The sequence below is a fragment of the Actinomadura spongiicola genome (assembly GCF_003432485.1).
Lineage (GTDB): Bacteria > Actinomycetota > Actinomycetes > Streptosporangiales > Streptosporangiaceae > Spirillospora > Spirillospora spongiicola.
On the sequence record NZ_QVNQ01000001.1, the window covers coordinates 567,069 to 591,403 of the forward strand.

The 24,335-nt window shown below is 69.9% G+C and carries 24 protein-coding genes, 2 pseudogenes and 1 riboswitch; of the genes and pseudogenes, 12 read left to right on the forward strand and 14 right to left on the reverse strand.

Translation table 11 applies throughout. The features are described 5' to 3' along the window. The first annotated feature begins 8 nt into the window (after positions 1–8). Positions 9–1,274, forward strand: a complete 1,266-nt coding sequence (locus D0T12_RS02705; protein ID WP_117397624.1) for a serine hydrolase domain-containing protein — start codon at positions 9–11, stop codon at positions 1,272–1,274. A 59-nt stretch (positions 1,275–1,333) separates the two neighbouring features. Here D0T12_RS02705 and D0T12_RS02710 read toward each other — a convergent pair whose 3' ends face one another. From D0T12_RS02710 to D0T12_RS02740, 7 genes are all read right to left on the reverse strand, one after another. Beyond that, the gene (locus D0T12_RS02710) at positions 1,334–1,822 is read right to left on the reverse strand and encodes a GNAT family N-acetyltransferase (RefSeq protein WP_117397625.1); all 489 of its coding nucleotides are present in this window, start codon (positions 1,820–1,822) and stop codon (positions 1,334–1,336) included. Between the two features lie 155 nt (positions 1,823–1,977). After that, entirely contained in the window at positions 1,978–2,547 is a 570-nt protein-coding gene (locus D0T12_RS02715; protein WP_117397626.1) for an acyl-CoA-like ligand-binding transcription factor, read from the reverse strand. A 14-nt stretch (positions 2,548–2,561) separates the two neighbouring features. After that, positions 2,562–4,694, reverse strand: coding sequence for an MMPL family transporter (locus D0T12_RS02720; RefSeq protein ID WP_117397627.1), 2,133 nt, complete (start codon positions 4,692–4,694; stop codon positions 2,562–2,564). 148 nt (positions 4,695–4,842) lie between these two features. Further along, a complete protein-coding gene (locus D0T12_RS02725; protein WP_117397628.1) occupies positions 4,843–5,613 on the reverse strand; it encodes a group II truncated hemoglobin in 771 nt (256 codons plus the stop codon). Between the two features lie 74 nt (positions 5,614–5,687). After that, positions 5,688–6,281, reverse strand: a complete 594-nt coding sequence (locus D0T12_RS02730) for a copper resistance CopC family protein (protein ID WP_233525813.1) — start codon at positions 6,279–6,281, stop codon at positions 5,688–5,690. Further along, positions 6,278–6,994 carry a YcnI family copper-binding membrane protein gene (locus tag D0T12_RS02735; protein ID WP_117397629.1) on the reverse strand — a complete coding sequence of 239 codons (717 nt, stop codon included), beginning with the start codon at positions 6,992–6,994 and terminating at the stop codon, positions 6,278–6,280. Before D0T12_RS02735 ends, D0T12_RS02730 begins: the two co-directional genes overlap by 4 nt. 78 nt (positions 6,995–7,072) lie before the next feature. After that, on the reverse strand, positions 7,073–7,741 hold the full coding sequence (locus tag D0T12_RS02740; RefSeq protein WP_117397630.1) for a hypothetical protein: 669 nt from the start codon (positions 7,739–7,741) through the stop codon (positions 7,073–7,075). 106 nt (positions 7,742–7,847) lie between these two features. After that, positions 7,848–8,068: riboswitch (cobalamin riboswitch) on the forward strand. A gap of 105 nt (positions 8,069–8,173) precedes the next feature. Here D0T12_RS02740 and D0T12_RS02745 point away from each other — a divergent pair. Next, positions 8,174–10,444 carry a ribonucleoside-diphosphate reductase subunit alpha gene (locus D0T12_RS02745; protein ID WP_117397631.1) on the forward strand — a complete coding sequence of 757 codons (2,271 nt, stop codon included), beginning with the start codon at positions 8,174–8,176 and terminating at the stop codon, positions 10,442–10,444. Between the two features lie 17 nt (positions 10,445–10,461). Beyond that, positions 10,462–11,439: a ribonucleotide-diphosphate reductase subunit beta gene (locus D0T12_RS02750; protein ID WP_233525814.1), complete on the forward strand. Its 978-nt coding sequence runs from the start codon at positions 10,462–10,464 to the stop codon at positions 11,437–11,439. A 53-nt stretch (positions 11,440–11,492) separates the two neighbouring features. On the opposite strand, the gene D0T12_RS02755 is transcribed toward D0T12_RS02750, so the two are convergent. From D0T12_RS02755 to D0T12_RS37295, 3 genes and pseudogenes are all read right to left on the reverse strand, one after another. Beyond that, the gene (locus tag D0T12_RS02755) at positions 11,493–12,557 is read right to left on the reverse strand and encodes a glycosyltransferase 87 family protein (protein ID WP_158581376.1); all 1,065 of its coding nucleotides are present in this window, start codon (positions 12,555–12,557) and stop codon (positions 11,493–11,495) included. A 570-nt stretch (positions 12,558–13,127) separates the two neighbouring features. Further along, the gene (locus tag D0T12_RS36320; protein ID WP_233525815.1) at positions 13,128–13,394 is read right to left on the reverse strand and encodes a hypothetical protein; all 267 of its coding nucleotides are present in this window, start codon (positions 13,392–13,394) and stop codon (positions 13,128–13,130) included. Between the two features lie 319 nt (positions 13,395–13,713). Beyond that, positions 13,714–13,884, reverse strand: a pseudogene (locus tag D0T12_RS37295) (hypothetical protein); the annotation flags it as partial. A 47-nt stretch (positions 13,885–13,931) separates the two neighbouring features. Between D0T12_RS37295 and D0T12_RS02765 the strand changes: the two are divergent. Together D0T12_RS02765 and D0T12_RS35765 are read left to right on the forward strand one after the other, a co-directional pair. Then, positions 13,932–15,113: an MFS transporter gene (locus D0T12_RS02765; RefSeq protein WP_117397635.1), complete on the forward strand. Its 1,182-nt coding sequence runs from the start codon at positions 13,932–13,934 to the stop codon at positions 15,111–15,113. Positions 15,114–15,197: 84 nt separating this feature from the next. Then, positions 15,198–15,353 carry a hypothetical protein gene (locus tag D0T12_RS35765; protein WP_199487248.1) on the forward strand — a complete coding sequence of 52 codons (156 nt, stop codon included), beginning with the start codon at positions 15,198–15,200 and terminating at the stop codon, positions 15,351–15,353. A gap of 166 nt (positions 15,354–15,519) precedes the next feature. On the opposite strand, the gene D0T12_RS02770 is transcribed toward D0T12_RS35765, so the two are convergent. Both D0T12_RS02770 and D0T12_RS02775 read right to left on the reverse strand, forming a co-directional pair. Continuing rightward, positions 15,520–16,503, reverse strand: a complete 984-nt coding sequence (locus tag D0T12_RS02770) for a zinc-binding dehydrogenase (RefSeq protein ID WP_117397636.1) — start codon at positions 16,501–16,503, stop codon at positions 15,520–15,522. Positions 16,504–16,538: 35 nt separating this feature from the next. Beyond that, a complete protein-coding gene (locus tag D0T12_RS02775; RefSeq protein WP_233525817.1) occupies positions 16,539–16,886 on the reverse strand; it encodes a MerR family transcriptional regulator in 348 nt (115 codons plus the stop codon). Positions 16,887–17,117: 231 nt separating this feature from the next. Between D0T12_RS02775 and D0T12_RS37505 the strand changes: the two are divergent. After that, positions 17,118–17,246, forward strand: a pseudogene (locus tag D0T12_RS37505) (methyltransferase); the annotation flags it as partial. Positions 17,247–17,438: 192 nt separating this feature from the next. Then, positions 17,439–18,062 (forward strand): methyltransferase, encoded by a 624-nt coding sequence (locus tag D0T12_RS36335; RefSeq protein ID WP_233525819.1) that lies wholly within the window; start codon positions 17,439–17,441, stop codon positions 18,060–18,062. 17 nt (positions 18,063–18,079) lie between these two features. On the opposite strand, the gene D0T12_RS02785 is transcribed toward D0T12_RS36335, so the two are convergent. Both D0T12_RS02785 and D0T12_RS37300 read right to left on the reverse strand, forming a co-directional pair. Next, on the reverse strand, positions 18,080–20,278 hold the full coding sequence (locus D0T12_RS02785) for a DUF262 domain-containing protein (RefSeq protein WP_147339349.1): 2,199 nt from the start codon (positions 20,276–20,278) through the stop codon (positions 18,080–18,082). Between the two features lie 113 nt (positions 20,279–20,391). After that, positions 20,392–20,628: a DUF6928 family protein gene (locus D0T12_RS37300; protein WP_407642029.1), complete on the reverse strand. Its 237-nt coding sequence runs from the start codon at positions 20,626–20,628 to the stop codon at positions 20,392–20,394. 82 nt (positions 20,629–20,710) lie between these two features. Here D0T12_RS37300 and D0T12_RS02790 point away from each other — a divergent pair, with 82 nt between their 5' ends. The 5 genes from D0T12_RS02790 (at position 20,711) to larC (ending at position 24,297) form a co-directional block, all read left to right on the forward strand. Next, positions 20,711–21,310: a superoxide dismutase gene (locus tag D0T12_RS02790; RefSeq protein ID WP_117397639.1), complete on the forward strand. Its 600-nt coding sequence runs from the start codon at positions 20,711–20,713 to the stop codon at positions 21,308–21,310. A 152-nt stretch (positions 21,311–21,462) separates the two neighbouring features. Then, positions 21,463–22,302, forward strand: a complete 840-nt coding sequence (gene larE, locus D0T12_RS02795) for an ATP-dependent sacrificial sulfur transferase LarE (RefSeq protein ID WP_117397640.1) — start codon at positions 21,463–21,465, stop codon at positions 22,300–22,302. Then, positions 22,299–22,967 carry an AIR carboxylase family protein gene (locus D0T12_RS02800; RefSeq protein ID WP_117397641.1) on the forward strand — a complete coding sequence of 223 codons (669 nt, stop codon included), beginning with the start codon at positions 22,299–22,301 and terminating at the stop codon, positions 22,965–22,967. The genes larE and D0T12_RS02800 overlap by 4 nt, the downstream gene beginning before the upstream one ends. Beyond that, on the forward strand, positions 22,964–23,572 hold the full coding sequence (larB, locus tag D0T12_RS02805) for a nickel pincer cofactor biosynthesis protein LarB (protein ID WP_199487249.1): 609 nt from the start codon (positions 22,964–22,966) through the stop codon (positions 23,570–23,572). The genes D0T12_RS02800 and larB overlap by 4 nt, the downstream gene beginning before the upstream one ends. Then, entirely contained in the window at positions 23,569–24,297 is a 729-nt protein-coding gene (gene larC / locus D0T12_RS02810) for a nickel pincer cofactor biosynthesis protein LarC (protein ID WP_117397642.1), read from the forward strand. The genes larB and larC overlap by 4 nt, the downstream gene beginning before the upstream one ends. Positions 24,298–24,335: the final 38 nt, after the last annotated feature.

The window sequence follows — 24,335 nt, forward strand, 5'->3', positions numbered from 1 at the left end:
AGGTGATCATGGGCTCGGACTCCGTGCGTGGTGTTGACCGGCGGCGCCTGCTCGGGTGGGGCGGGCTGGCGGCGGCCGGTGCGGTGGCGGCGGGGGCGCCGCCGACTGACGCCTGGCCCGGGACCGCCCGGGCCTTGGCCGACTCCCCCGCGATTCCACCGGACACCCGGCCCGGCGGGGCGTACGACCGGTACGTGGCGAAGCTGGCCGCCGAGGGCAAGTTCTCCGGCGTGGTGTTGCTGTCGCATCGGGGGCGGACGGTACTGGCACGCGGCCATGGCATGGCCGACGAGGAGAGGAAGATCCGGAACGGGATGAACACCGCGTTCAGCCTCAGCTCGGCGGGCAAGCCGTTCCACGCGGTCGCCATCCTGCAACTGGCGCAGCAGGGCAAGGTGAAGCTGTCGGACACGGTGGGCACCTACCTCACGGGCTATGCCAAGGAGATCGCCGAGAAGGTGACCATCCACCACATGCTGACCGGTACGTCCGGCATGAAGACCCCGGACGAGGACGTGCAACGGATCTTCCAGAGTCAGAAGGAGGTGCACGACTTCTACGAGAGATGGGCCCGGCAGGCGACGCCGGAGGCCCCGCCCGGCACGTCCAGCAGCCACTCCGGCGCCGAGGTCGCCATCCCCGCGCAGATCATCGAGGCGGTGACCGGCGCGACGTACTGGGACTACGTCCAGGAGAACATCTTCAAGCGCTGCGGCATGACCGGTTCGGGGTTCTACACCAGGCCGCAGTGGCTCGCCGACGAGCACATCGCGCACCCGTACATGCGGGTGGCCGACGGGAGCGTGGTGGACGCGGTCCGCAACCTGGACAAGGGCAGCTCGGACCCGTTCGTCCTCGGCAAGAACCCGGGCCGCGCCTTCATCGACGCTCCCGGGGACGGCGGTTTCGCCACCGCGCCGGATCTGGTCCGGTTCGCGCGTGCCCTGGGCGACGGCACGTTGCTGGACCGGCACTACGCCGAGCTGCTCACCGGGCCGAAGCTCCCGCTCGCTCCGGAAGGAGGCGGCGGCCTGGCTCGCCGGGCCGCGGGGAATGCTCCGGCCGACGCGGGGTTCGGCGCGTATCAGATGCCGGTCGGCCTGGTCAGTGGCCAGTGGCTGTGGGCTCGCGCCGGTGCCAACCCCGGTGTCGGCGCCAACTGGACCATCTATCCCGACTCCGGTTGGGTCGGCGTCATCCTCACCAACCGCGACGGTGCGCCGCTGTGGGAGATCATCGAGCGGGAGACGCGGGCCGTCCTCGGCCAGAGCTGACGGGTGGTCGTCCAGCCGCCCTCCCGCGCCGATGCCGGGAGGGCGGCATGTGACCGGGGTCAGGCGGTGCCGAACGTGGCCGTCAGCGCGTCGCCGTGGAGGCGGCGCAGCCCGGCGTTCTCGAGAACCCGGACGGACGCCGGGTTCGACAGCTCCACCTTCGCCACCACGGACGAGACGCCCGGTGCCGTCAGCGCGTGCGCCACCAGGGCGCGGGCCGCTTTGGTGGCGTAGCCGCGGCCCCGCCGGGACGCGACGACGCCGTAACCGAACTCGACCGTGGCGTCCACGGGCGGCCAGAACAGACCGACGCTGCCGACGACCAGGCCGGTGGCCCGCTCGACGATCTGGCGCTGGCCGTACTCGCCGAGCGCCGTCCTGTGCTGCTCGGCGATGAAGCCCGCGATGACACGGTCGCCTTCGGCGGGGAAGTCGTCGGCCCAGTGGGCCTGCCGGTCACCGTCGAGAACTGCGGTCACCTCGGCCATGGTCCACGGTCGAAGGGCGAGACGCTCGGTGGTCAGGTCGGGGATGAGTTGCGATGACAATGAACGCTCCTGGGTCGTACTGGACGACCGGGCCGCGCTCAACCCCGCGCGACCCGGACGAGGGCATGCTGACGAAGCACGGCGCAGGCCATATTCATCAACCTCCTCGTCGCAGTGGCGGAACGTCCGTCGCAGACTATCGCCTGCCGGGGTGGTCAGGCGTCGAGGGTGGCGAGGGCCTCGTCCAGGGCCTGGAGGAGATCCAGGGACGGGTCGTCCGCCCAGCGAAGCATCAGGTCGAGCATGATGCCGAAGGCGGCTCCGGTGAGGGTGCGGACCTCGTCGGGGGAGCGGCCGGTGCGTTCGGCGAGGATGGCCGTGACCGTGCGCATGGTGTCGACGAAGTTGCCGAACGCGGCGCCGCGCAGCGCGGGCACGGAGAGGATGAGGACCGTCCGGCGGCGTCCGGCGGCGAGGTCGTCGGACGAGAACCCGCCGAAGACGTCGCGCAGGGCGCCGCGCAGCGTCCGGATCGGGGTGAGGCCCTGTGGCTGGGCGCGAAGAGCGTCGAAGAAGAGCGGGTCGGCGTCGTCGCTGAGGACGAGGTCCTCCTTGGTGGGGAAGTAGCGGAAGACGGTCGTGTGCGCGACCTCCGCCGCCTGCGCGACCTGCTCGACGGTCGTGGACTCGTACCCGCGCTCGGTGAAGAGCCGCAGTGCCTCCCGCTGGATCGCGGCGCGCGTCCGTGCCTTCTTCAACTCGCGGAGACCCTGTTTTGGCGCCATCCCTCGCCTCTTGGTCAACTCGCCTTCGAGGAGCCTACTGGCTGGGGCGGGCCCGGGGAGGTCCGGGCGCCCTCCACGTCCAGGTCGGGCAGGACGCGGTCGAGGCGGGCGGGCAGCCACCAACCCGCGCGGCCCAGCAGCGCCATCACCGCGGGGACGATCGTCATCCGGACGACGAAAGCGTCGAAGAACACGGCGGCGGCGAGCGCGAAGCCGAACGACTGCACCATCGGGGTGTCGGAGAGGATGAACCCGGCGAACACGCTCATCATGATGATCGCGGCGGCGGTGACCACGCGGGCGCCGTGCGCGACGCCGGTGACGGTCGCGTCGACCGGGGACGCGCCGCGGACATGCTCCTCGCGCATCCGCGTGACGAGGAAGACCTGGTAGTCCATGGCCAGCCCGAACACCATGCCGATCAGCATGATCGGCAGCAGGTTGACGATGATGCCGGACGTGTGGACGCCGAGCGGCCCGTTCAACCAGCCCCACTGGAACACCGCGACGACCGCGCCAAAGGTCGCGGCGACGCTCAGCAGGAACCCGGCGGTCGCCGTCAACGGGACCAGGAACGAGCGGAACACCAGCGTGAGCAGCAGAAACGCCAGGCCGACGACGACAGCGAGATAAGGCACGAGCGCGCCCGCGAGCTTGCTCGACGTGTCGATGTCGATCGCGGTCTGGCCCGTGACGGAGACCGTGACCTTGTCGTCGGAGCGGAATCGGTCGCGGATGGTGTCGAGGAGGTTGGCGGTGCCCTCGCTGGTCGGCCCGCCGGTGGGGATCACGGAGAGAAGCGCGGTGTCGCCCGCCGGGTTGACGGCGGGCGGTTCGACGGCGGCGACGCCGTCGAGGGACTTGACCGTGGCGGCGACCCGTTCCGCGGCGGCCTTCGTGTCGTTCGGCGCCTGGACGATCAGGATCAGCGGGCCGTTGACGCCGGGACCGAACCCTTCCGCGAGCAGGTCGTACGCCTTGCGCTGCGTCGTCCCGGACGGGGCGGTGCCGTCGTCGGGCAGCCCGAGCCGCAGGTCCAGGGCGGGCGTCGCCGCGGCGAGCAGCCCGGCGGTCGCGACGACCAGGACCGGGACGCGGCGCCGGGTGACGAACCGTCCCCACCGGCGCCCGGCCGCCGTGGCCGGACGGCGACCGCCTCGGGCGCGGCGTCCGGTGAATCCGAGCAGGGCGGGCAGCAGCGTCAGCGCGACGAGGACGGCGACGGCGACGGTGAACGCGGCGGCCACACCGAGCCTGGTCAGGACGGGAATGTCCACGACGGCCAGTCCGGCGAGGGCGATGACGACCGTCAACCCGGCGAACACGACCGCGGACCCGGCGGTGCCCACGGCATGACCGGCGGCGTCGACGGGTTCGCGTCCGTCCAGAACCTCCTGCCGGTACCGGGAGATGATGAACAGCGCGTAGTCGATCGCGACGGCGAGACCCAGCATCAGCGCGAGCGCCATGCCGTCCTCACTGAACTCGACGAACGCGGTCGCGGCGCTGATGACCGACAGGCCGATGACGATGCCGACGATCGCCGTGAGCAGCGGCAGCCCGGCGGCGACCAGCGAGCCCAGCGTGACGAGCAGCACGATCGCGGCGGCGGCGACGCCGAGCAGCTCCCCGGCGCCCTCCTCCGGCGGCGGCACCGCGTCGCCGCTCAGCTCCACGCGCAGGCCGGGCACGGTCGCGGCGGTGCGCAACGCGTCACGGTCGGCACCGGTCAACTCGTGCGCGGGGACCCGGAAGGCGACCTCGGCGAAGGCCGTCCGGCCGTCGCCGGAGACGGCGCGGAGGGCGTACGGGTCGGTGGCCTCGGCGACCCGCGGAACGGCCTTGATCCGGGCGACGGACCGCTGGACGGCGGCGCGGCTCCCGGGCTCGGTCAGCGAACGTCCGGCGGGCACCGCGTACACGACCCTCGCCGTGGCCGTGTCGGCGGCGGCCTGCGGGAACCGCTCCTTGAGCAGGTCGTTCGCGCGCTGTGACTCGGTGCCGGGGACCGTGAACGTGTCCGGTGCCGGTTCGGACAGCGCGGCCGCGCCCGCCACGGCGGCGACGAGCAGCCCGACCCACACCAGGGCGACCAGGCGGCGCCGCCGGAAGCAGAACCGGCCGAGTCGACCGAGGAACACCGCCATGACAGCCCACTTTCTTTCGCTACTGACATAGGAAGTGTTAGTTAAGTAGCGAATTCTGTCAACATGGGCTCCAACGCGAACGTGCCGCCCTCCCGTGGTGCTGGGAGGGCGGCACGTTCGTCGCGGTACGGCCGAGAATGCGGGCCGGTCAGGGTGTGGACGGGATGTAGGGCGGCGCCACACCCCAGTCCCAGTGCGGCATCGGAGCCTCCAGGGGCGGCTTCGCGTCCGGCTGTGAGTTGGCGAGCGCGATGCGGGTGCCCCACTCGATGTAGGACGTGAACGCGGCGCGGAACTCGGGGTCGTCCGGGAGGCCGACCGTGTCGGCGGCGTCCATCAGCAGTGAGACCCAGCGGCGGCGCTGCGGCTCGGTGATGGCCTTGCCGAGGTGCTGCCGGACCATGTGGTGGTAGCCGCCGCGCTCCCGGCTGTAGCGCTCCGGCCCGCGGAACACCTCGCCCAACCAGATCGCGACCCATTTCGGGTGATCCGCGGCCATGTGCTCGAACAGGGGGAGGAGGAGGTCGTCCTTCATCACGTTCGCGTAGAAGACCTCGGTGAGCCGTTCGAGGGCCTCACCGCCGCCCGCCCACTCGTACATCGTCGGGACGGACGAGCCCGCGCCGCGCACCGCCGTCCGCTCGTAGTGCCGCATCTCCTCGATCTGCCGCACGTACGGCTTGATCTCGGCGAAGAAGGCCGGGAAGTGCTCGCCGCCGCGGAAGCCCCGCATGTGGTCGTCGGCGGACGTCCAGCCGATGCGCAGTATGTAGGACGTGGGCTCTTCGACGCACCGGGAGAGTTCGTAGTCGACGCACTGCGGCGCGGCGGCCAGGGAGGCGGACGCGCGTGCGTAGGCGGCCTCGAACTCCTCCGACTCCGCCGGGTCGATGCGATAGCGGACGTACTCGACGATCATCAGGCCCCCAGGACGCGCGAAACCGGTCGGGTGATCACTGTAATCCTGTAATCACCCGACCGGTAGCGCGTCGATCAACCCTGGGACGTGCGCGAGCGGCGCAGCCAGGCGACCGCACCGGCCGCCGCCGCCCCGATGAGCGCGATCAGCCCGATCCACAGCCAGCCCGACGAGCCGCCGTCCGATTCCTCGGTGGCCGAGGCGTTGCTGGGGGACGGCGCCGGGGCCGGGGCCGCGGGCTGCGCCGACGGGGCCGTGGACGTCCCCGCGCCACCGGACGAGCCCTCCACCGTGAACGAGTAGCTGCCCGTCACCGGATGCCCGTCGGCGGACACGACACGCCAGCCCACCGTGTACTTCCCGTTGGCCAGCGTGCCGCTGATCGGCAGCGTGACCTTGTTGTCGACGGCCTCGGCCTTTCCGGTCTGGCGCTGCCGGCCGGACTCGTCCGACAGGATCACGCGTGGCAGCCGGATCGAATCCGTGTACGTCAGCTCGATCTGCTGCGGCGACGCGACCGACGAGTTCTTCTTCGGATCGGAACCCGTGAGCCTGGTGTGCGCCATGGCGGGGGTCGCCGTCATCGCCAGCACCGTCCCGACGGCCAGGGCCCCGGCCGCGACCCGCGTCGCCCCGCGCGTCGCCTTACGCGTTGCCGTACGCGTCATGACCGGCTCCGGGCGCGGGTCAGGCCGTAGGCGCCGAGACCGACGCCGATCACACCGACGGCGAGACCGGCGCCGCCGAGCAGCCGCGCCGCCCCGTCATCGGAGGACGCGGTCACTTCGGTCTTGCCCTGGGACACCAGCTTGGCGGTGTTGGTGGTCACGTCTGAGGAACCCTTCGGAAGGAGTTTGAGCACGGGCGCCGGATGGTCGGGCTCGGCCGCGCCCTCGGCCGGTTGCTGATCCCACTTGACGACCTCGCCGTTGGAGTACGTCTGGTCGGCCTTAAAGATCAGCTGGTTGGTGTCCGTCGGCAGCGGGCCCATGGAGACGTCGAACTCCTGGAACTGCCCGGACTCGATCTCGCCGCCCGACCAGGTGATCTTGGTGACGGCCTCGGTCACCGTGCGGTCGTGCTTCTTGATGGGTGTCGCGAGCTTCGACTTCTCGACCTTCACCGTCCAGCCGGGGACGGGACGGACCGACACCGACGACAACGGATGGTCGCCTGGCAGGTGCACCACGAGCTTGGTCGTGGACGCGTTGTCGCGCTCGTTCGGCACGCGGAACGCGACCTTGGCGTACGCCCCCTGCTCGGCGGTCTTCGGATTGACGGTGACGTGCGCGGACGCCGCGGCGGCGAACCCGATCACCGACATGGCGGTCAGCACTGTGACGGCGCCCACTTTACGGGCGGCATGGGGAAAAGAAGGCATGGCGGAAACTCCGTTCGAGTGTACGAACCGAACCCGGATGCGCCGTTCCTCGGCGTCCGGTGACGTTCGGCGCTCGCCCTAGGAGCAGGCGGAAACGAGCGCCCTCGAACGCGGCGGGGGACCCCGCCGGACGACCTGGTGCCGCAGGGCACGTCCCGCGGCCCTGACGGCGGTCGTCGCCGGTGCCGCGGAGGCGCGCGGCGTGCCCTCCGGGACGTCCATCGTGAGCAGCGCCGGCAGGAGCCGCATCGGACGGTCGGCGGCACCGGCGATCCGCCGGGCCAGCGACCAGGCGGCCCGCTCGCCGCGCCGCAACCACCAGGCCGCGACCAGCGCGGCGATGGTGTGCGCCAGCGTCATCGTGCTGGTGCCCGTGGCGTGCGCGACCGGCATCAGGAGGTCCGAGCCCGCCATCGCCGCCTCGGAGACGCCCGGCCGGTGCATCCCCGGGTGGCCGGGGTCGTGCGCGACCGTGAGCTGAATCGGGTCCGTGGCGCGGGTGAAGAGCACGTGCAGCGCGAACTGGCCGCCGAGAAGGCCGCCCAGGATCGTCGCCAGCGAGCGTTCGTGACCCGCCAGCACGAGCGTCACGCCCAGCACCGCGACGAACCCCGTCAGCACCGCCCACATCGGGATCGTCGTCCCCGCCGAGAGGATGTGCCCGGTGGAGGCCAGCGTGACGCACACGGTGGCGAAGACCACCGCGCGTGCGGTTCGGAAGCCCGGCTGCGGGGGACGCGGGGACATGGCGCACCCATCGTCCCACCACTCCCGTGACGCGTATAGGCGCCCCCGCGAACTTTCCGACACGCCCAACATCTTGGGGTTGTGCAGAGATCGGAAACTACATGTAGGGTCTGAGTCCCGTGCTGGTTCGCCCCCGCCGTTCATCGGCGGGGGCGTCGTAAGAGGGAACCCGGTGAGAATCCGGGGCTGCCCCGCAGCGGTGAGCGGAAACGACCGCCGTCATCAGGCACTGGGCCGCGACGGCCCGGGAAGCGACGGCCAGTAGGACGCCTCGAAGACGAGGCGATGTCCGCGAGTCCGAAGACCTGCCCGCACGGTTGTACGTCCAGGCTTCGCGGGTGGGCCGGGGGCGGAGCGCGGCCTGCCCAGCGTGGGGATCGCCGTGTCCCGTTCGCATGCCGTCCGCGGGGCGGCTGCGAGGGGAGTGAGCACGTGACACAGGATCTGGTCGCGCCGTCCACGGCAGTGGCGGGGATCGCCGCCGAGGTCGAGGCGGCCTGCGACGGGATACCCGGCACCGAGGCGGAACGGGTGCTGGCCGCCGTCCGCGACGGGCTGGACCCGTCAGCCCTACGGGACCTCGCGATCGGCGAGGCGAGCGCGCTGGTGGCCGTCGAACCGGGATACTCCCGGGTCGCCGCCCGGCTGCTCGGCACGCGGATCCGGGAGGAGACGGCGACCGCCGGGGCCCGGACGTTCGCCGAGTCGGTCGCCGCCGCGCACCGGGAGGGCCTGCTGGCCGACGCCCCGGCCGAGTTCGTCGCCGCGAACGCGGCGACGCTCGACGCGCTCATCGACGAGTCCGCGGACGACCGCTTCGAGTACTTCGGGCTCCGCACCCTCTATGACCGTTACCTGCTGAGACATCCGCGGTCGCGGCTCGTCCTCGAACGTCCGCAGCACTTCTTCCTCCGCGTCGCCTGCGGCCTCGCCGACACCGTCGACGAGGCGGCCGAACTCTACGGGCTGCTCAGCACCCTGTCGTATCTGCCCAGCTCACCGACCCTGTTCAACTCCGCGGCCCGGCGCCCGCAACTGTCGTCCTGCTTCCTGCTCGACTCGCCGCGCGACGAACTGGAGTCGATCTACGAGCGGTACGGGCAGGTCGCCCGGCTCAGCAAGTACGCGGGCGGAATCGGGATCTCCTGGACGAAGGTGCGTTCCCGCGGCTCCCTGATCCGGGGCACCAACGGGTACTCGAACGGGATCGTCCCGTGGCTGCGGACGCTCGACTCGTCCGTCGCGGCCGTCAACCAGGGCGGACGCCGCAAGGGCGCGGCCTGCGTGTACCTGGAGCCGTGGCACGCCGACGTCGAGGAGTTCCTCGAACTGCGCGACAACACCGGCGAGGACGCGCGCCGCACCCACAACCTGAACCTCGCCAACTGGATCCCCGACGAGTTCATGCGCCGCGTCGAGAACGACGAGACCTGGTCGCTGTTCGACCCGAAGGAGGTCCCCGAACTCGCCGACCTGTGGGGCGACGAGTTCGACGAGGCGTACCGCTCGGCCGAGCGGGCGGGACGGTTCGTCCGGCAACTCCCGGCCCGCAAGCTGTACGGGCGGATGATGCGCACCCTCGCAGAGACCGGCAACGGCTGGATGACGTTCAAGGACGCCGCCAACCGCGCCTGCAACCAGACGGCCGAGCCCGGTCACACCGTCCACCTCTCGAACCTCTGCACGGAGATCCTGGAGGTGACCAGCGACGGCGAGGCGGCCGTGTGCAACCTCGGCTCGGTGAACCTCGCCGCGCACGTGGGCCCGTCCGGCATGGACTGGGAGCGGCTCCGCGCGACCGTCCGCATCGCCGTCCGCTTCCTGGACCGCACCATCGACCGCGGGTTCTACCCGACCCCGGAGGCGGAGGCGGCGAACCGCGAATGGCGTCCGGTCGGGCTCGGGGTCATGGGCCTCGCCGACGTGTTCTTCACGCTGCGCCTGCCGTTCGACTCCGCCGAGGCCCGCGCGCTGTCGACCCGCATCGCGGAGGAGATCGCCCTCGCCGCCTACAACGCGTCCGCCGACCTCGCCGCCGCCCACGGCACCCTGCCCGCCTACGACAGGACCCGCACGTCCCGCGGTCAACTCCACCTGGACCACTTCCCGGACGCGGAGCCGACCCGCCCCGCCGACTGGGAGCGACTCCGCGCACGCGTCGCCGAGGTCGGGCTCCGCAACTCCCTCCTGATCGCGATCGCGCCGACCGCGACGATCGCGTCCATCGCGGGCTGCTACGAGTGCATCGAGCCGCAGGTGTCCAACCTGTTCAAGCGGGAGACGCTGTCCGGCGAGTTCCTCCAGATCAACGGCTATCTCGTCGACGATCTGAAGTCGCTCGGCCTGTGGACGCCCGCCGTCCGCGAGGCGATCAAGAAGGCGAACGGCTCCGTCCAGGGCCTCGTCGACCTCCCCGACGAGATGCGCGTCCTCTACCGCACGGCGTGGGAACTGCCACAGAAGTCCCTGATCGACCTCGCCGCCGCCCGCACCCCGTACATCGACCAGGCCCACTCCCTGAACCTGTTCATGGAGACGCCGACCATCGGGAAGCTCTCCTCGATGTACGCCTACGCGTGGCGCAGCGGCCTGAAGACGACCTACTACCTGCGTTCCCGTCCCGCCACCCGCATCGCGCAGACGACGGTCGCCGCCGCCGTCTGCTCCCTGGAGAACCCCGAGACCTGCGAGGCCTGCCAGTAATGCTGCTCGATCCCGGTATGGACCTGACCCTGCGGCCCATGCGCTACCCCGACTTCTACGAGCGCTACCGCGCCGCGATCCGCAACACCTGGACGGTCGAGGAGGTCGACCTCGCGTCCGACCTCTCAGACCTCAAGCGCCTGACCCCCGCGGAGCTGCACCTCGTCAACCGCCTGGTCGCGTTCTTCGCCACCGGCGACTCGATCGTGGCGAACAACCTGGTGTTGAACCTCTACAAGCACATCAACGCCCCGGAGGCCCGCCTCTACCTGTCGCGGCAGCTGTACGAGGAGGCCGTCCATGTGCAGTTCTACCTGACCCTCCTCGACACCTACCTTCCCGACCACGACGAGCGCGCCAAGGCTTTCGCGGCGGTCGAGCACATTCCGTCCATCCGAGCGAAGGCGGAGTTCTGCTTCCGCTGGATTGACTCCCTCGGTTCCCTGGACGAGCTCCGCACGTCCACCGACCGCCGCTCGTTCCTGCTCAACCTCATCTGTTTCGCCGCGTGCATCGAGGGACTGTTCTTCTACGGCGCCTTCGCCTACGTGTACTGGCTCCGCTCCCGCGGCCTCCTGAACGGCCTCGCCTCCGGAACCAATTGGGTTTTTCGGGACGAGAGCATGCACATGGATTTCGCGTTCTCCGTGGTGGACACCGTCCGCGCCGAAGAACCGGAACTGTTCGACGCCGAACTGACAGAGCAGGTCACCCGCATGATGGAGGAGGCCGTCCAGGCTGAACTGGCCTTCGCCCATGACCTGTGCGGCGACGGCCTGCCCGGAATGAGCGCCGACGACATGCGCGCCTACCTGGAGTACGTGGCCGACCAACGCCTCGTCCGCCTCGGCGTCCCGCCCCGCTACGGCACCGCGAACCCGTTCGCGTTCATGGACCTCCAGGACGTCCAGGAACTCTCGAACTTCTTCGAACGCCGCGTCTCCGCCTACCAGGTCGCCATCGAAGGCACCGTAACCCTCAACGAATCCTTCTGATTTCCCCTGTGGTGTGCCGCTCGGGTAACCGTCCGGCACACCACAGCACGACCTCAGCTATCGGCGGGTTTCCGGAACGGCACGAGTGCGGCCACGGCGATCGCCAGCAACGGCCGGACCTCCGCGAGCGACAGCGTCATGACCGCCAGCACCGCCGCCGCCCACGCGCCCTGAGTCACCCACCGCCACTCGGGCCACCGGACGACCGCGAAGGGCGCCAGCACCAGCCAGATCTGATGGTGCGTCCAAGAAATGGGAGACACCACGAGGCTCGCGGCACCGACGATGACCAGCGCCGCGAAGTGATCTCCAGCGCGACCAGCCCGCGCCGCGCGGTACATCGCAGCGGCCAGGACGGCGAGACAGAGCACCGCCCAGACGGCCGTATGCGCGTTGCCATGCAGGCCGAGTCGTTGCAGGGAGGCGTCCAAGGAAATGTTCCCGCTGGAGGTGAACGCATGTACTGCGTCCCCCTGGAACACCACCGAGAACCAGAACTTTTCGCTCTCAGCGGGACCAACGGCCCAGGCACCTATGATGCAGAGGGCGAAGGTGCCCAAAGCCATTACGGTGGCGCGCCGTCGACCCGCGAGCCAGAGCAGCGGGATGAAGATCAGCGGTGTCAGTTTGATCGCGGCGGCGATTCCCACGAGGACGCCTGCGGCGCGTGTGCGGCTGAGGCACAGAAGGTCGACGACGACGAGGGTGCATAACAGTATGGAGATCTGGCCGAATCGCAGGTTGCTCGCCAACGGCGCGCTGACCGAGATGGCGAGGAACACCAGGCCGCTGGAGGACGCCGGATCGTCGAGGACGCCGTCCGGCCATTTCCTCGCGATGTGTCTGCCGACGACGACCGCGATGATTACCGTGCACGCCGCACAGGTACAGGTCCACAGCACCGCCGCCCACGTGTAGGGGACGGAGGCGAGCGGCATGATCGTGATCGCGGCGAACGGCGGGTACGCGAACCCGTCACCGATGTCCGCGGAATGGAACGTGTACAGCCCGTCGCCCTGCCTGAAGGACTCGACGGCCCCGAGATAGACCTCCAGGTCGTCCAGGCCGTGGACGCCCTCCGGTCCATGGAGCGCATGGTAGGCGGCCAGCGCGGTCATGACGGAACCCGCGACCCACGCCGCACCGGGTAATAACTTGAGGACCAGCCTTGGGTGCCGGGGTCGCTCCTTCGGTTTGAGAGAGTCCGTGCTGTCGGGAAGCGCTTTCTGTACCACGGGCGTCCTTTGCGACGACATCAAGCGCGAACCCGGTTCTCGGCTGGTTCTTCAGACGCGCCGGTCAGTACGCGAGCGAAAACTCCCTGGCCCTTGGAGCGACAAGTGCTCTCCGTAGACCTGTGGCGACCGCCAGTTTTGATCGTCGCGTGCTCAGCCCGAAATAGCGGCGCGATCCATTGTCATGACGAACGCTGCGGCGAGCACTGCTCCAGCCACGGTGGTGACCCCGACCTGCGACTCTTCGACCCATCCTTTGTGGACTCGGGTTCCGCGCATCTGACTACGGGGTGACGCGGGCTGACAGCGAAGGTAATGGCACCGGGGATAAGAGGGCAAGGTGGTTAAGATCACACCAAGAAAATGGCCCGTTCCCGGGATGGTTCCAGGAACGGGCGGTTAAGGGGGTTGGGTTAGGTCAGTTCGAGGTGGGGTGTTGGCCGGGGTGGTCGACTATTCCGGCGGTGCGACGTTAAACGATGTTCTCCACGGTGCCCTTTTGATCGTCCAGCCGTCGGCGGAGTGGTCCTTGGCGGCGACGGTCCGTGCGCCGTGGAAGGTGTAGGAGTCGGGGACGAACATGATCTCCTGCCTCAGCCAGCCCTCGACGAGGCGGGAGACGGCCAGTACCGGGCGTCCCTCCAGGTTGCCGAGGAGGGCGAACGCGTTGGCGTTGCGCTGTTCGTCGGTGGAGTCGGGAATTCCCGCGTTCTTGTGCACCTAGGCCAGGAGAGCATCCGGGTCGCGTGGCAGCGCCGCGAGGGACGCGTAGTCCGACGGGGGCAACGCGCCGGTGGGCGAGATCTCCAGTTTGGGTGTTCAGGCACTCCCAGCCGACGAGCCGCAGAGCCTCGCGGTCGCGTTCCGGGAGCCGTCGCAGCGCCGCGTGGATGCGTCCGCCCTCCGCCAGCCCGGTCGCGATGTCGTCGACCGGACGCTGGTGGTCCCGGTCGTCGCGCAACCGTCCCCACAGCCGTCCGCGCCACCGCCGTCCGCGGGCCTCGTTCGCCAGGACGTTGCGGGCGACGTGCAGCAACCACGGGAAAGGGCGGTCGGCGGGAATGTCCTTCCGCCGCCGCCACGCGACCAGGAACGTCTCGGCGGCGACGTCCCGCGCGGTCTCGTGGTCGACGCGTCTGGCCGCGTAGGCCAGGACGTCGTCGTAGTGCGCGTCCGCTTCGACTACGGAGGAAATAATCTCAATGTTCATATAGTTTACGTTGACTGGATCTATGTTGAGCGAAGGAGTCGAGTGCGATGACCCGCGTCGACACGGCCGAGGCCGTCTCCGAGCATGTGTCCCTCAGGCGCTGGCTGGCCGTGGTGGCGGTCGCGGTGGGGACCTTCCTCGTGGTGACGGCCGAGCAACTGCCCGTCGGGCTGCTGACCTCCATCGGTGGTGACCTGCGGGTCTCCGAGGGGACGGCGGGCCTCATGGTCACGGTCCCCGGGCTGGTCGCGTCCGCGGGGGCGCTGCTCGTCCCGGTGGCGATCGGACGGCTTGACCGTCGAAGCGTGCTACTCGGACTGATCGGCTTGATGGTGGTGGCCAACCTCCTGTCGTTCGCCGCGCCGAACTTCCCGCTCCTGCTGGCGTCCCGTTTCCTGGTCGGGATCAGCATCGGCGGGTTCTGGGCCCTGGCGGCCGGGATCGCCGTGCGACTCGTCCCGTCCGGGCATGTTCCGCGCGCCACGTCCATCGCGTTCGGGGGCGCGACCGCCGCCAACGTCCTGGGCGTCCCCGCAGGGACGCTCATCGGTGGCCTCACCGACTGGCGCGTCGCGTTCCTCATTCTCTCCGGCCTCGGGCTCTTGGCCCTCGCGGCGCTGTTCCTTCTGCTGCCCGGTATCCCCGCGACCGGATCGATCCGGCTGCGCGCGCTGCTCGCTCTGTTCGGCGACCCGTTCGTGCGGGGCGCCACCATCGCGACGTTCCTGCTCGTCGGCGGCCACACGGCGGCCTACACGTTCGTCAGCCCGATCCTCCAGGACGTATCCGGCGTCGACGAAAACCTCGTCGGTCCCTTCCTGCTGGTATTCGGCGCGGCCGGGGTCGCGGGCACCTTCCTCGCAGGAACCGCCGCCGGACGGAGCGTGCGCGCCACCATCGCCGCCGTCACGGTTCTGCTCACCGCCGTCCTGGCGTTGTTCCCGCTCCTCGGCACGGTGGCCGTGTCGGGCGTCGCGCTGCTGATTCTCTGGGGTCTGGCGTTCGGTGGTGTGCCCGTCACCGTCCAGATGTGGATTCTGAAGGCGGCACCCGACCACGCGGAAGCGGCCACGGCCCTCAACACCGTCGTGTTCAACCTCGCCATCGCCCTCGGGGCCCTCTTCGGCGGTTTCGTGGTCAACGGAGCGTCCACGACCGCCGTGCTATGGTTCGGGGCCGCTCTCACCGTCCTGACTTTCGCGGCCATGTGGCGCACGCGACGCCCCTGAGGGGTTCCGAACTTTCCTGAGTGGGCAGGCGTTGAGGTGATAAGGCCCGGCGACCGTCAAAGGCCAGGCCGAGGAGGAAGAACGTTGGCTTCCATCATTACCCGTATCAAGATGTTTCTCCGGAGCCCGCAGGGCCAGAAGGCGCGGGCCAGGGCGGAGCGGCTCGCCCGTGACCCGCGCACCCAGGCCAAGGTCCGCCGCCTGATGTCCAAACGCCGCGGCGGCGGCGCCCGGCGTTAATATTCAGGCCCGGCCCACTCCGCTCGCCTGGCGGCTCGCTACGTGACCGTGCCTGGGGCGAACGCGACATCGCTTCGCGATCCGTCCGGCTCCGCTCGCCTCCGGCTTCGCTCCACCGGGCGGGTAACGCGTTCGCGTGCGGGCTGAGGCCACTTCGACATAGGTCCTAGGCCCATGGGTCGAGTGCGTGTTTGCCGATCGTTCGTCCGGCTTCGAGGTCCTGGAGGAGTTGCGGGCCGTCCGCTAGGGCGTGGACGTGCGGGTTGCCGGGTGGGTAGACGCCCTTGGTGATGAGTGCGTGAAGTTCGGCCACCACCTCTTCGTAGAGGTGTGGGACGGTCGATGCGAACGTGCCGATGTGCAGGCCCCTGACCTGAACCGGGTACCTGAACACAAGATCGTGTGTGGTCAGTGAGGCGTCACCGGATGCCGCTCCGAACACCACGACTCGTCCGGTGTAGGGCTTGGCCACCGACAGGCTCGCTGCGAAGGTGGTCAGGCCCACCGATTCCAGGACGAGGTCCACACCGCCCGTCAGGCGCATGATCGCGTCCGCCAGGTCGGGGCGGGAACCGTCCAGGACCTCCTTGACGCCCAGGGCGCGGACCGTGTCGTGCTTCGGCGGTGAGGCGGTGGCGATCACTCGCGCGCCGTGGTGCAGGGCGAGCCGGACGGCGGCCTGGCCGACCCCTCCCGCAGCCGCGTGGACGAGCACCACGGACCCGGGTCGGACGTCCCCCAAGGGCCGCAACGCGGTCAGCGCGGTGGCCCAGTTCAAGACCATGCCGAGCGCGGCGGCGTCCGGCCACCCTTCGGGCACTTGGAGCACGCCCGCGTCCGGCATCGTCATGTACTGGGCGAACGCGCCCGGCCCCGTCCCCACGACGCGGGTGCCGAGGGGTGTCGCAGTCCCCGGACCGGCGTCGATGACCTCGCCGACCGCCTCGAAACCCGCGACATAGGGTGTCTCGGGCCCACCGCCGTACGTCCCCTGAGCCTGCATGACATCGGCGAAGTTGACCCCGGCCGCCGCGACCCGGATCAGCAGCTCTCCCCGCCCCGGAATTGGACGGGGAACATCGTCTACCAGTGTCGGCGGCCCGCCCGGCGACTTCTGGACGAGGGCCCGCATCGTCTCTGCGATCTCCATGCGGCGACCGTAGAAGCCTCACGCATACGTCAGGGTCAAGCCGGGTCGCGGACTTCGCGGAGGTACGCGTCAAGGGCCGCTCGACGCGCGGCGAGTTCCGCGATGTGCCGGTCGAGCCGGTCACGGTAACGCCGCACGTCGTCCAGGAACTCATCGCCGGGGACGGCTTCCGGTTGCGGCAGCGCTTCCCGGACCAGCCGCACCGGCAGCCCGGCCTCCAACAACGCGCGAACCTGGAGCACGGTCGCGATCGTGGACGGGCAGTAGTCGCGGTACCCGTTCGCGAGACGACCGGGCGTGATCAGCCCTTCATCCTCGTAGTACCGCAGGGCCCTGACGCTCGCCCCGCTCACCTGCGCCGCTCGACCGATCTTCACCTCCATGCCAACAGCCGTCCCCCGCCCACTCTTCCCCTCGGGCCACCACCTCTACTCTTTCCGGCCGCCTCGAATCGCATACTCTCCGGAAGGAAATCGCAGGGGACTGGCTAGATCGTTCTTCTGATTTACCATTAACGCGGCAGAGTGAAGGCGACCGTGCGAACGGGAGGGCCGATGACGACGGATGGCGCGCTCCAACAACAGATCATCGCGTTATCAGACCTGGTCACCCCCATGGCGGTCAGGGCCGCGGTCACCCTCCGCATCGCGGACCACATGGGTGAAGGTGGAGCGACCCTCGCGGATCTCGCGGAGCGTACCGGCACACAGCCCCGACCGCTCGGTAAGCTCCTGAATCACCTGGTCACCCTGAACATGATCGCTATTGACGGCGGTCGTTATCGCCTGACCGAATTGGGTGCCAGTTTGCGGCGAGAGGACGACTCGCCGTGGCCGTTCGAGCAGTTGGACCTCAATGAGGTCGTCGGTCAGACGGAACTCGCCGTCATCCATCTCCTGCACACACTGAGAACAGGGGAATCCGCATATCACCAGATGTTCGGAAGCGACATATGGTCCTATGTCGATGAGAGCGGCAGTACTGACAATGAACCACCCGTCCACTTCGAGTTGACACCGGGATTCGACGTCGAGCTGGTGCTGGACGATCCGTGCTGGCGTGCAGTGAAGACGTTCGTGGACGTGGGCGGCAACACCGGCGCGCTGGTCGAGGCGCTGCTCGCCAGACACCCGCACCTGCGCGCGACCATGCTTGACCTGCCCGCCTTCGCGCACGCGGCGGGACGGCGCTTCGCCGAGTCCGGGCTGGCGGACCGGGCCACCGCCGTCGGTCGGAGCTTCTTCGAGCCGCTGCCCGAGGGCGCCGACATCTACCTGCTCTGCGCCGTCCTCGCCGACTGGGACGACGAGCACGCCATCCGGCTGCTGCGCAACTGCGCCGACGCCGCGGGCAAGGACGGCAGGATCCTCGTGACCGAGGTCTGCCTGCCCGAAGACCTCCTGCTGGAGGACACCGCCATGACCCTGCGCCGCGAGGCCGTCACCATCAACCCGGACCGGACCGTGGACGACCTGTCCGCACTGGCCGTCGAGGCCGGGCTGACCGTGGCACGAGCAGACCGGGCCGCCACCCGCGTCCTCCTCGAACTCCACCCCTGAACGCGAGGTCGGGCGGCTCAGCTCCGGACGGACAGCCAGAACTTCGCTACGGCGGGGTCCATCCGGTAGTGCCAGCGGCCGTTGGTGTTCACGAACTCCACGGGCGGGTTGATGCGCTGGAACTCCTGGTACGTCCTGCGGGCCATCGCGCCGGTGATGCCTGAGACCTGGCCGGAGACGTACCCGGAGTTCTCCAGGTCGTCCCCGACGAACAGTTCACCGGGCAGGTTCTTGGCGACGTAGTCGAGGAACCCCCGCGTGAGGTCGGTCGTGGACGCCTCGAACTCGGCGAGCTGCTCCACAGTCCATTCCACGCGCGGCAGCTCACCGGCCTGATTCGGCTCCCCGGTCTCCTCGATGACCTCGGCGGGAGCCCCGCCCGAGGGCGGTCCCGGCCACACCTCGCACAGGATCGCGGTCATCTCGGCGCCCCGGGCGTCGATGTCGTCGTCGGTCCACGCGTCCGGGTGGCCGTTGACGAGATCCTTCGACAGGGCGAGCAGGCTGTACTTCGCCAGCAGGCCGCGCTTGCCGAGGCCCGCCTCCCCGCCGCTCCTCATGCCCGCGGCCTGGGCGTCCGTCCAGGGACGGTGCGACAGCGCCCCGTTCAGACTCCGGGTCACCAGGGTCAGGTTCCCGAGCGTCTGGAGCCGGTGGTCCCGCTCGGCGGCCTGCTCGGGCGTGAGGGGTGGTTCCGGGTTCCAGTACGTGCGCCACGCCTGCGGCATGACGTGCTCGATCTCCAGCCTGGACGGCAACGGGACGTCCTCGTGGAAGTCGGTGCGCAGCTTCCGCTCGATCGCCTCCAGCACCACGCGCAGGCGCGGCTGGCCCAGGTACCCGTACAGCCTCAGGCGGGGCAGATCCGACTTCATCTGTTCGTCGGACGGCCACAACCGCGTGTCGGTCGTCTGCGCTGTCAGGAAGGCGCGAACCGTGTCCCCGGCCGTGGCCGCCTCGCCGCGGTCGAGCAGCTTGAGGATCGTGACCATCAACCGGTTGACGTCCTTCATCGTCATCCGCAGCAGCGTGCGGCGCAGCACCCAACTCTCCAGGGCGCTCAGCGCGGTCTCGATCTGGTCCTCGGGCACCTTGTGGTTGTCGGACAGGAGCCACAGCAGCAGAGGGCTGGTCGCCGCCAGCCCCATCGTCTCGATGACACGGGAGTAGAACGAGCCCTGCGCCGTGTCCTCCGGCAGGTCGGCCAGCGCCCGGTAGGTGTCGGCGTCCCGGCGGAACTCGCGGAGGAACCCGTCCGCGCTCCGCGGGTCGACCATGTGCGGGCCCGCGTAGTTCTTGAACGCCCGGAACACCTGCTCGGTCTTCACCTCGTTGCTCAGCCGCATGGTGAGCCAGTACTGCATGAAGATGTCGATCCGGGAACGTTGGTGGCGGCCCTGAGTGATCTCCGCTCGCCACCAGTCGTCGTCGAAGTCGACCCAGTGGGTCTCCGTCCACGCCTCGACGTCGGCGCCGATCGCGTCGCCCTTCTGGAACACCCAGTTCTTGATCAGGTCGGCCTTCAGCAGCGGCGTGCCACGATCGTTGAGGGTCTCGAAGATCACCTGCGACTCGTCATGACGGGTGAGGTTGATCGCCACGAGCAGCAGGCGGTCGCGGAGCGTGGCGGCCAGGGCGGTGGCCCGCTGCTCCTCGGTACCCGGTGGCTCGTTGCCGTCCGGGTCGGGCGTGCCCGACAGCCAGGTGCGCGCCTCGTCGCCGAAGAACCTGTGCGCCTCCAGGATGCGGTGTTCCCCGCTCCAGTCGGGAGCGGGGTCCATCGCCTGGGCGAACGCCGCCCGGTCCTGCTTGGACGGCCACAGCTTGAACCGCTCCGGCTTGCCCCGGAACGCCGACGACCGGTTCAGGATGAGGTTCTCGAGGTCTTCGGCGAGCAGCACGTGACCGCGTTCGGCGACGACCGACTGCACCGCGTCGATCATCAGTTGCAGCGTCGTGGTGCGCTGCTGCCCGTCGATCACCTTGTGCCGGGTGACATCGCCCACGACCGGCGGTTTCGATTCGTAGACGACCGCGCCGAGGAAGTGATGCGGCACCTCGGGTTCGCCGCCGTCGGCGACCACATGGCTTTCCGCGACCCGGATGACGTCGGCCCACAGCGGCGCCCACTGGTCTTCCTCGTTCCACACGTAGGGGCGTTGGAACGCCGGGATCTCGTAATGCATCGTCCCGTCGAACAACTGCCGAGGGCTCAACGCATCAGCCTTCACAACCGCTCCCACCGCCCGCACGAGTTGACCGGTGCTCACCCTGCCAGAACCCACCGACAGGCCGAGCCGCCCGTCCACGACCGGTCAAACCCCGCGAATCAGGAGACAGAACGCCATCCGTCTCTACAGCGGGAAGTCGGTGACTTTGAAGCGGTGTAGAGGGATCTGCTCCGTCTTGATGGACGGGTTTTCTCTCCGGCGGGTTCGACGTAGTGGCCCGGGTGGACCTGGCGCACCAGGGCCTCGGTTTCGGTTCGGTCCGAGCGTGTGGCGCCTCGTAGTACTGGACGGATGTCGCCGTCGCTGAACGCCAGCAGTGCCGTCTTCGCTCCCATGCGGCCGGACGCTAGCGGGAGCCGGAGACATCGGCTTATTGCGGGTTGGACGTAGTTGCAATGAGTTTGCAATAGTGGCGGTATGGCTGACTACACGCTTCCCGACCTGCCCTACGACTACGCCGCGCTGGAGCCCGCGATCACCGGGGAGATCCTGGAGCTGCATCACTCCAAGCACCACGCCACCTACGTCAAGGGCGCCAACGACACGTTGGAGCGGCTCGCGGAGGCGCGGGACAAGGAGCAGTACGGCGGGCTGGTCGGTCTGGAGAAGACGTTCGCGTTCAACCTGTCGGGGCACGTGCTGCACTCGATCTTCTGGGAGAACCTGTCGCCGGACGGTGGGGACCGTCCGGACGGAGAGCTGGCAGCCGCGATCAACGAGCACTTCGGGTCGTTCGAGGCGTTCCAGAAACAGCTGACCACGGCGACGTCCACCGTGCAGGGCTCCGGGTGGGGTGTGCTGGCCTGGGAGCCGCTGGGTGGACGACTCGTGGTGGAGCAGATCTACGACCACCACGGCAACGTGGGTATGAACACCACGCCACTGCTGGTCTTCGACGCGTGGGAGCACGCCTACTACCTGCAATACCGGAACGTGCGGCCCGACTATGTGGAGAAGCTCTGGTCGCTCGTCAACTGGTCGGACGTGAAGTCGCGCTTCGACGCGGCTCGCGGCTGACCCCCAGACCACGGCGCTCTCCAGGCCGGGATCGTGCTCAGAACCCTTTCCCTGCGGCCTGGAGGGCGCCGTGCCCGTCGGATGACGGATTCGACCATGCGGTCCGTGCGTCTAGCCTCACCAGCGGGAGGACGACGCCGAAGGAGAATTGCATGGCCCACAGCCTCGCTTCGACCAAGGTGACGGACCTGCGGGAGGCGCTGGCCGCGCTGCCCGGCGCCGTCGTGGCCTACTCGGGCGGGGTGGACAGCTCGCTGCTCGCCTACCTCGCCCACCGGGAACTGGGAGACCGGGCCCTCGCGGTCACCGCCGACTCGCCGTCGCTCGCGAGGGCGGAGCTGGCGGACGCCCGCGCGCAGGCCGAACGGCTCGGGATACGGCACCGGGTCGTCCAGACGCGGGAGATGGAGGACGAGCGGTACGCCGCCAACCGCGCGGACCGCTGCCGGTTCTGCAAGGAGGCGCTCGTCTCGGTGCTGGCCGCGGTGGCGGCGGAGGCGGGGGACTGGCCCGTGCTGCTCGGCGTGAACACCGACGACCTCGGCGACCATCGGCCGGGGCAGAGCGCGGCGCGGCGGCTGGGCGCCAAGTTCCCCATGGTGGACGCCGGGTTGAGCAAGGCCGACGTGCGGGACGCCGCCCGCGAGTTCGGGCTGCCGACGTCCGACAAACCGGCGTCGGCGTGCCTGTCGTCGCGGCTCGCGTACGGGGTGCCGGTCACGCTGGAGGCGTTGCGGCGGGTCGAGGAGGCCGAGGACGCGCTGCGCGGGGCCGGGTTCGGTGGCCGTATGCGGGTGCGTGACCAGGGCGGTGACCTGGCGCGGATCGAGGTGGAGGCGGGCGACATCGGACGGGCCGCCGAACGGGCCGGTGAGATCGTCGCGCTGCTCAAGGCCGCCGGGTTCCGCTACGTGACCTTGGATCTGGAGCCGTACCGGCAGGGGAGCCACAACGCGGTCCTGGGGCTGCCGCGTGTGCGGGTCGCCACGTGACCGGGGAAGCCGTCGAGGAGTTGGGGTTCGCCCGGGTCGACATCGGGCGGGGACGCCGCCGCGGGCATCCCGAGGCCGTCTACTGCGAGGGGAAGACGGTCGCCGAGGTCGTCGCGATCGCGGAGAGCCTGATCGGGTCGGGCGCGACGAACGTGCTCGCGACGCGGGCGAACAGGGAGACACGCGACGCGTTGCGTTCCGCCTTTCCCGGCACTGTCGTGCACGAACGCGCCAGGTTGGTGGTGTTGGCGCCGGTCGCCGGGCCCGGTGTGGGACGCGTTGACGTGGTGTGCGGGCGGCCGGAGGACGAGGCCGTCGCCGAGGAGGCGGCGCTGGTGGCAGAGGCGATGGGCAGCCGGGTCGTCCGGCGGTATGACGCCCCCGTGCATGACCCAGCCGTGCTGCCCGGGTGGCTGCGCGAGCAGGACGCGCCCGGGGTGTTCGTCGTCGCGGACGGGACGGGCGGTGCCCTGCCCACCCTCGTGTCCGGGCTGACCGACCGCATGGTCATCGCGTTGCCGACGTCGGCCGGAGGTGAGCTTCCGGGACGGGCCGCGCTGCTGTCCGCGTTGAACTCGTGCTCGCCCGGCGTCGTCGTGGTGAACATCGACAACGGGTACGGCGCCGGATACGCCGCCCACCTGATCAACGGGGGTGGCGGGTGAACCGTCCCATCGTCGCCGTCGCCGAGGCCGCGGGGCTCGACGCCGACCAGGTGCGCGGCCGGGTCAAGGAACTCCTCGCCCGTGACGCGGAGGTGGCGTTCCTCCGGCGGGCGTCGGCGGAGCAGTTCGAGGCGGCGCGGGAGGCCGCGCCGGACGCCGTCCACCATCCACGGTCGGGGCTCGTCGTGCTGACACGTCCGCGCCCGGCCCTGTCTGCGCCTGTCGCCGTCGTCTCGGCGGGGACGGCCGACCTGCCGGTGGCGGAGGAGGCGCTGGCGGGGTCGGCCGCGTTCGGGCTCGACGCCGCGTTGATCGCCGACGTCGGGGTGGCGGGGCTGCACCGGCTGCTGGCCGTCCGGGAGCGGCTCGACGAGGCGCGGCTGCTCATCGTCGCGGCCGGGATGGACGGGGCGCTTCCCTCGGTCGTGGCGCGGGTGACGAGCCGTCCCGTGGTGGCCGTGCCGACCAGCGTCGGCTACGGCAGTTCGAGCGGCGGGCTCGCGGCGCTGTCCGCGCTGCTCGCGTCGGGTGCGCCGGGGCTGGTCGTCACCGGGATCGACGACGGCCTGGGGGCCGCGGTACTAGCGCGAAGGATGCTCGCATGAAGAAGATCGCCTATTTCAACTGTTTCGCCGGGGTGGCGGGTGACATGGCGCTCGGGTCGCTGCTCGACGCGGGCGCCGACCTGGGCGAGGTCCGCGCCATGCTGAAGGGGCTGGACGTGCCCGGCTGGTCCCTCGACGTGGAGCGGGTGTCGCGGCGGGGAATCGCCGCCACGCGGGCCGTCGTCGACGTCGAGGACGACGCCGTGTCGCGGACGCACGCCGTCATCGAGGAACTCGTCGAGGCCGCGCCGCTGCCGGAGCGGGTCCGGGACCGGGCGCTGAGGGTGTTCCGCACGCTGGCGGAGGCGGAGGGCGCCGTGCACGGGATGCCGCCGAAGGACGTCCACTTCCACGAGGTCGGCGGGCACGACGCGATCGTCGACGTCGTCGGGACGTGCGCCGCCCTCGAAACCCTCGGCGTGGACGAGGTGCGCGCCGCGCCGATCCCGGTCGGACGCGGCTTCATCCGGTGCCGCCACGGCCTGATCCCCAACCCCGGCCCGGCGGTCGTGGAACTGCTGGCCCGCGCCAAGGCCCCCATCCAGGGGCACGACATCGACGCCGAGATGGCCACGCCGACCGGAACGGCGCTGCTGGTCACCCTCGCCGACGGGTTCGGGCCGATGCCCGCGATGACCGTCACCGGAAACGGGTTCGGCGCCGGAACGAAGATCTTCGGGGACTTCCCCAACGTGACCCAGGTCGTCCTGGGCCAGACCGCGTAGTCCGCGTAGTCCGCGTTGGGCGCCCGCCACGCGGCGGG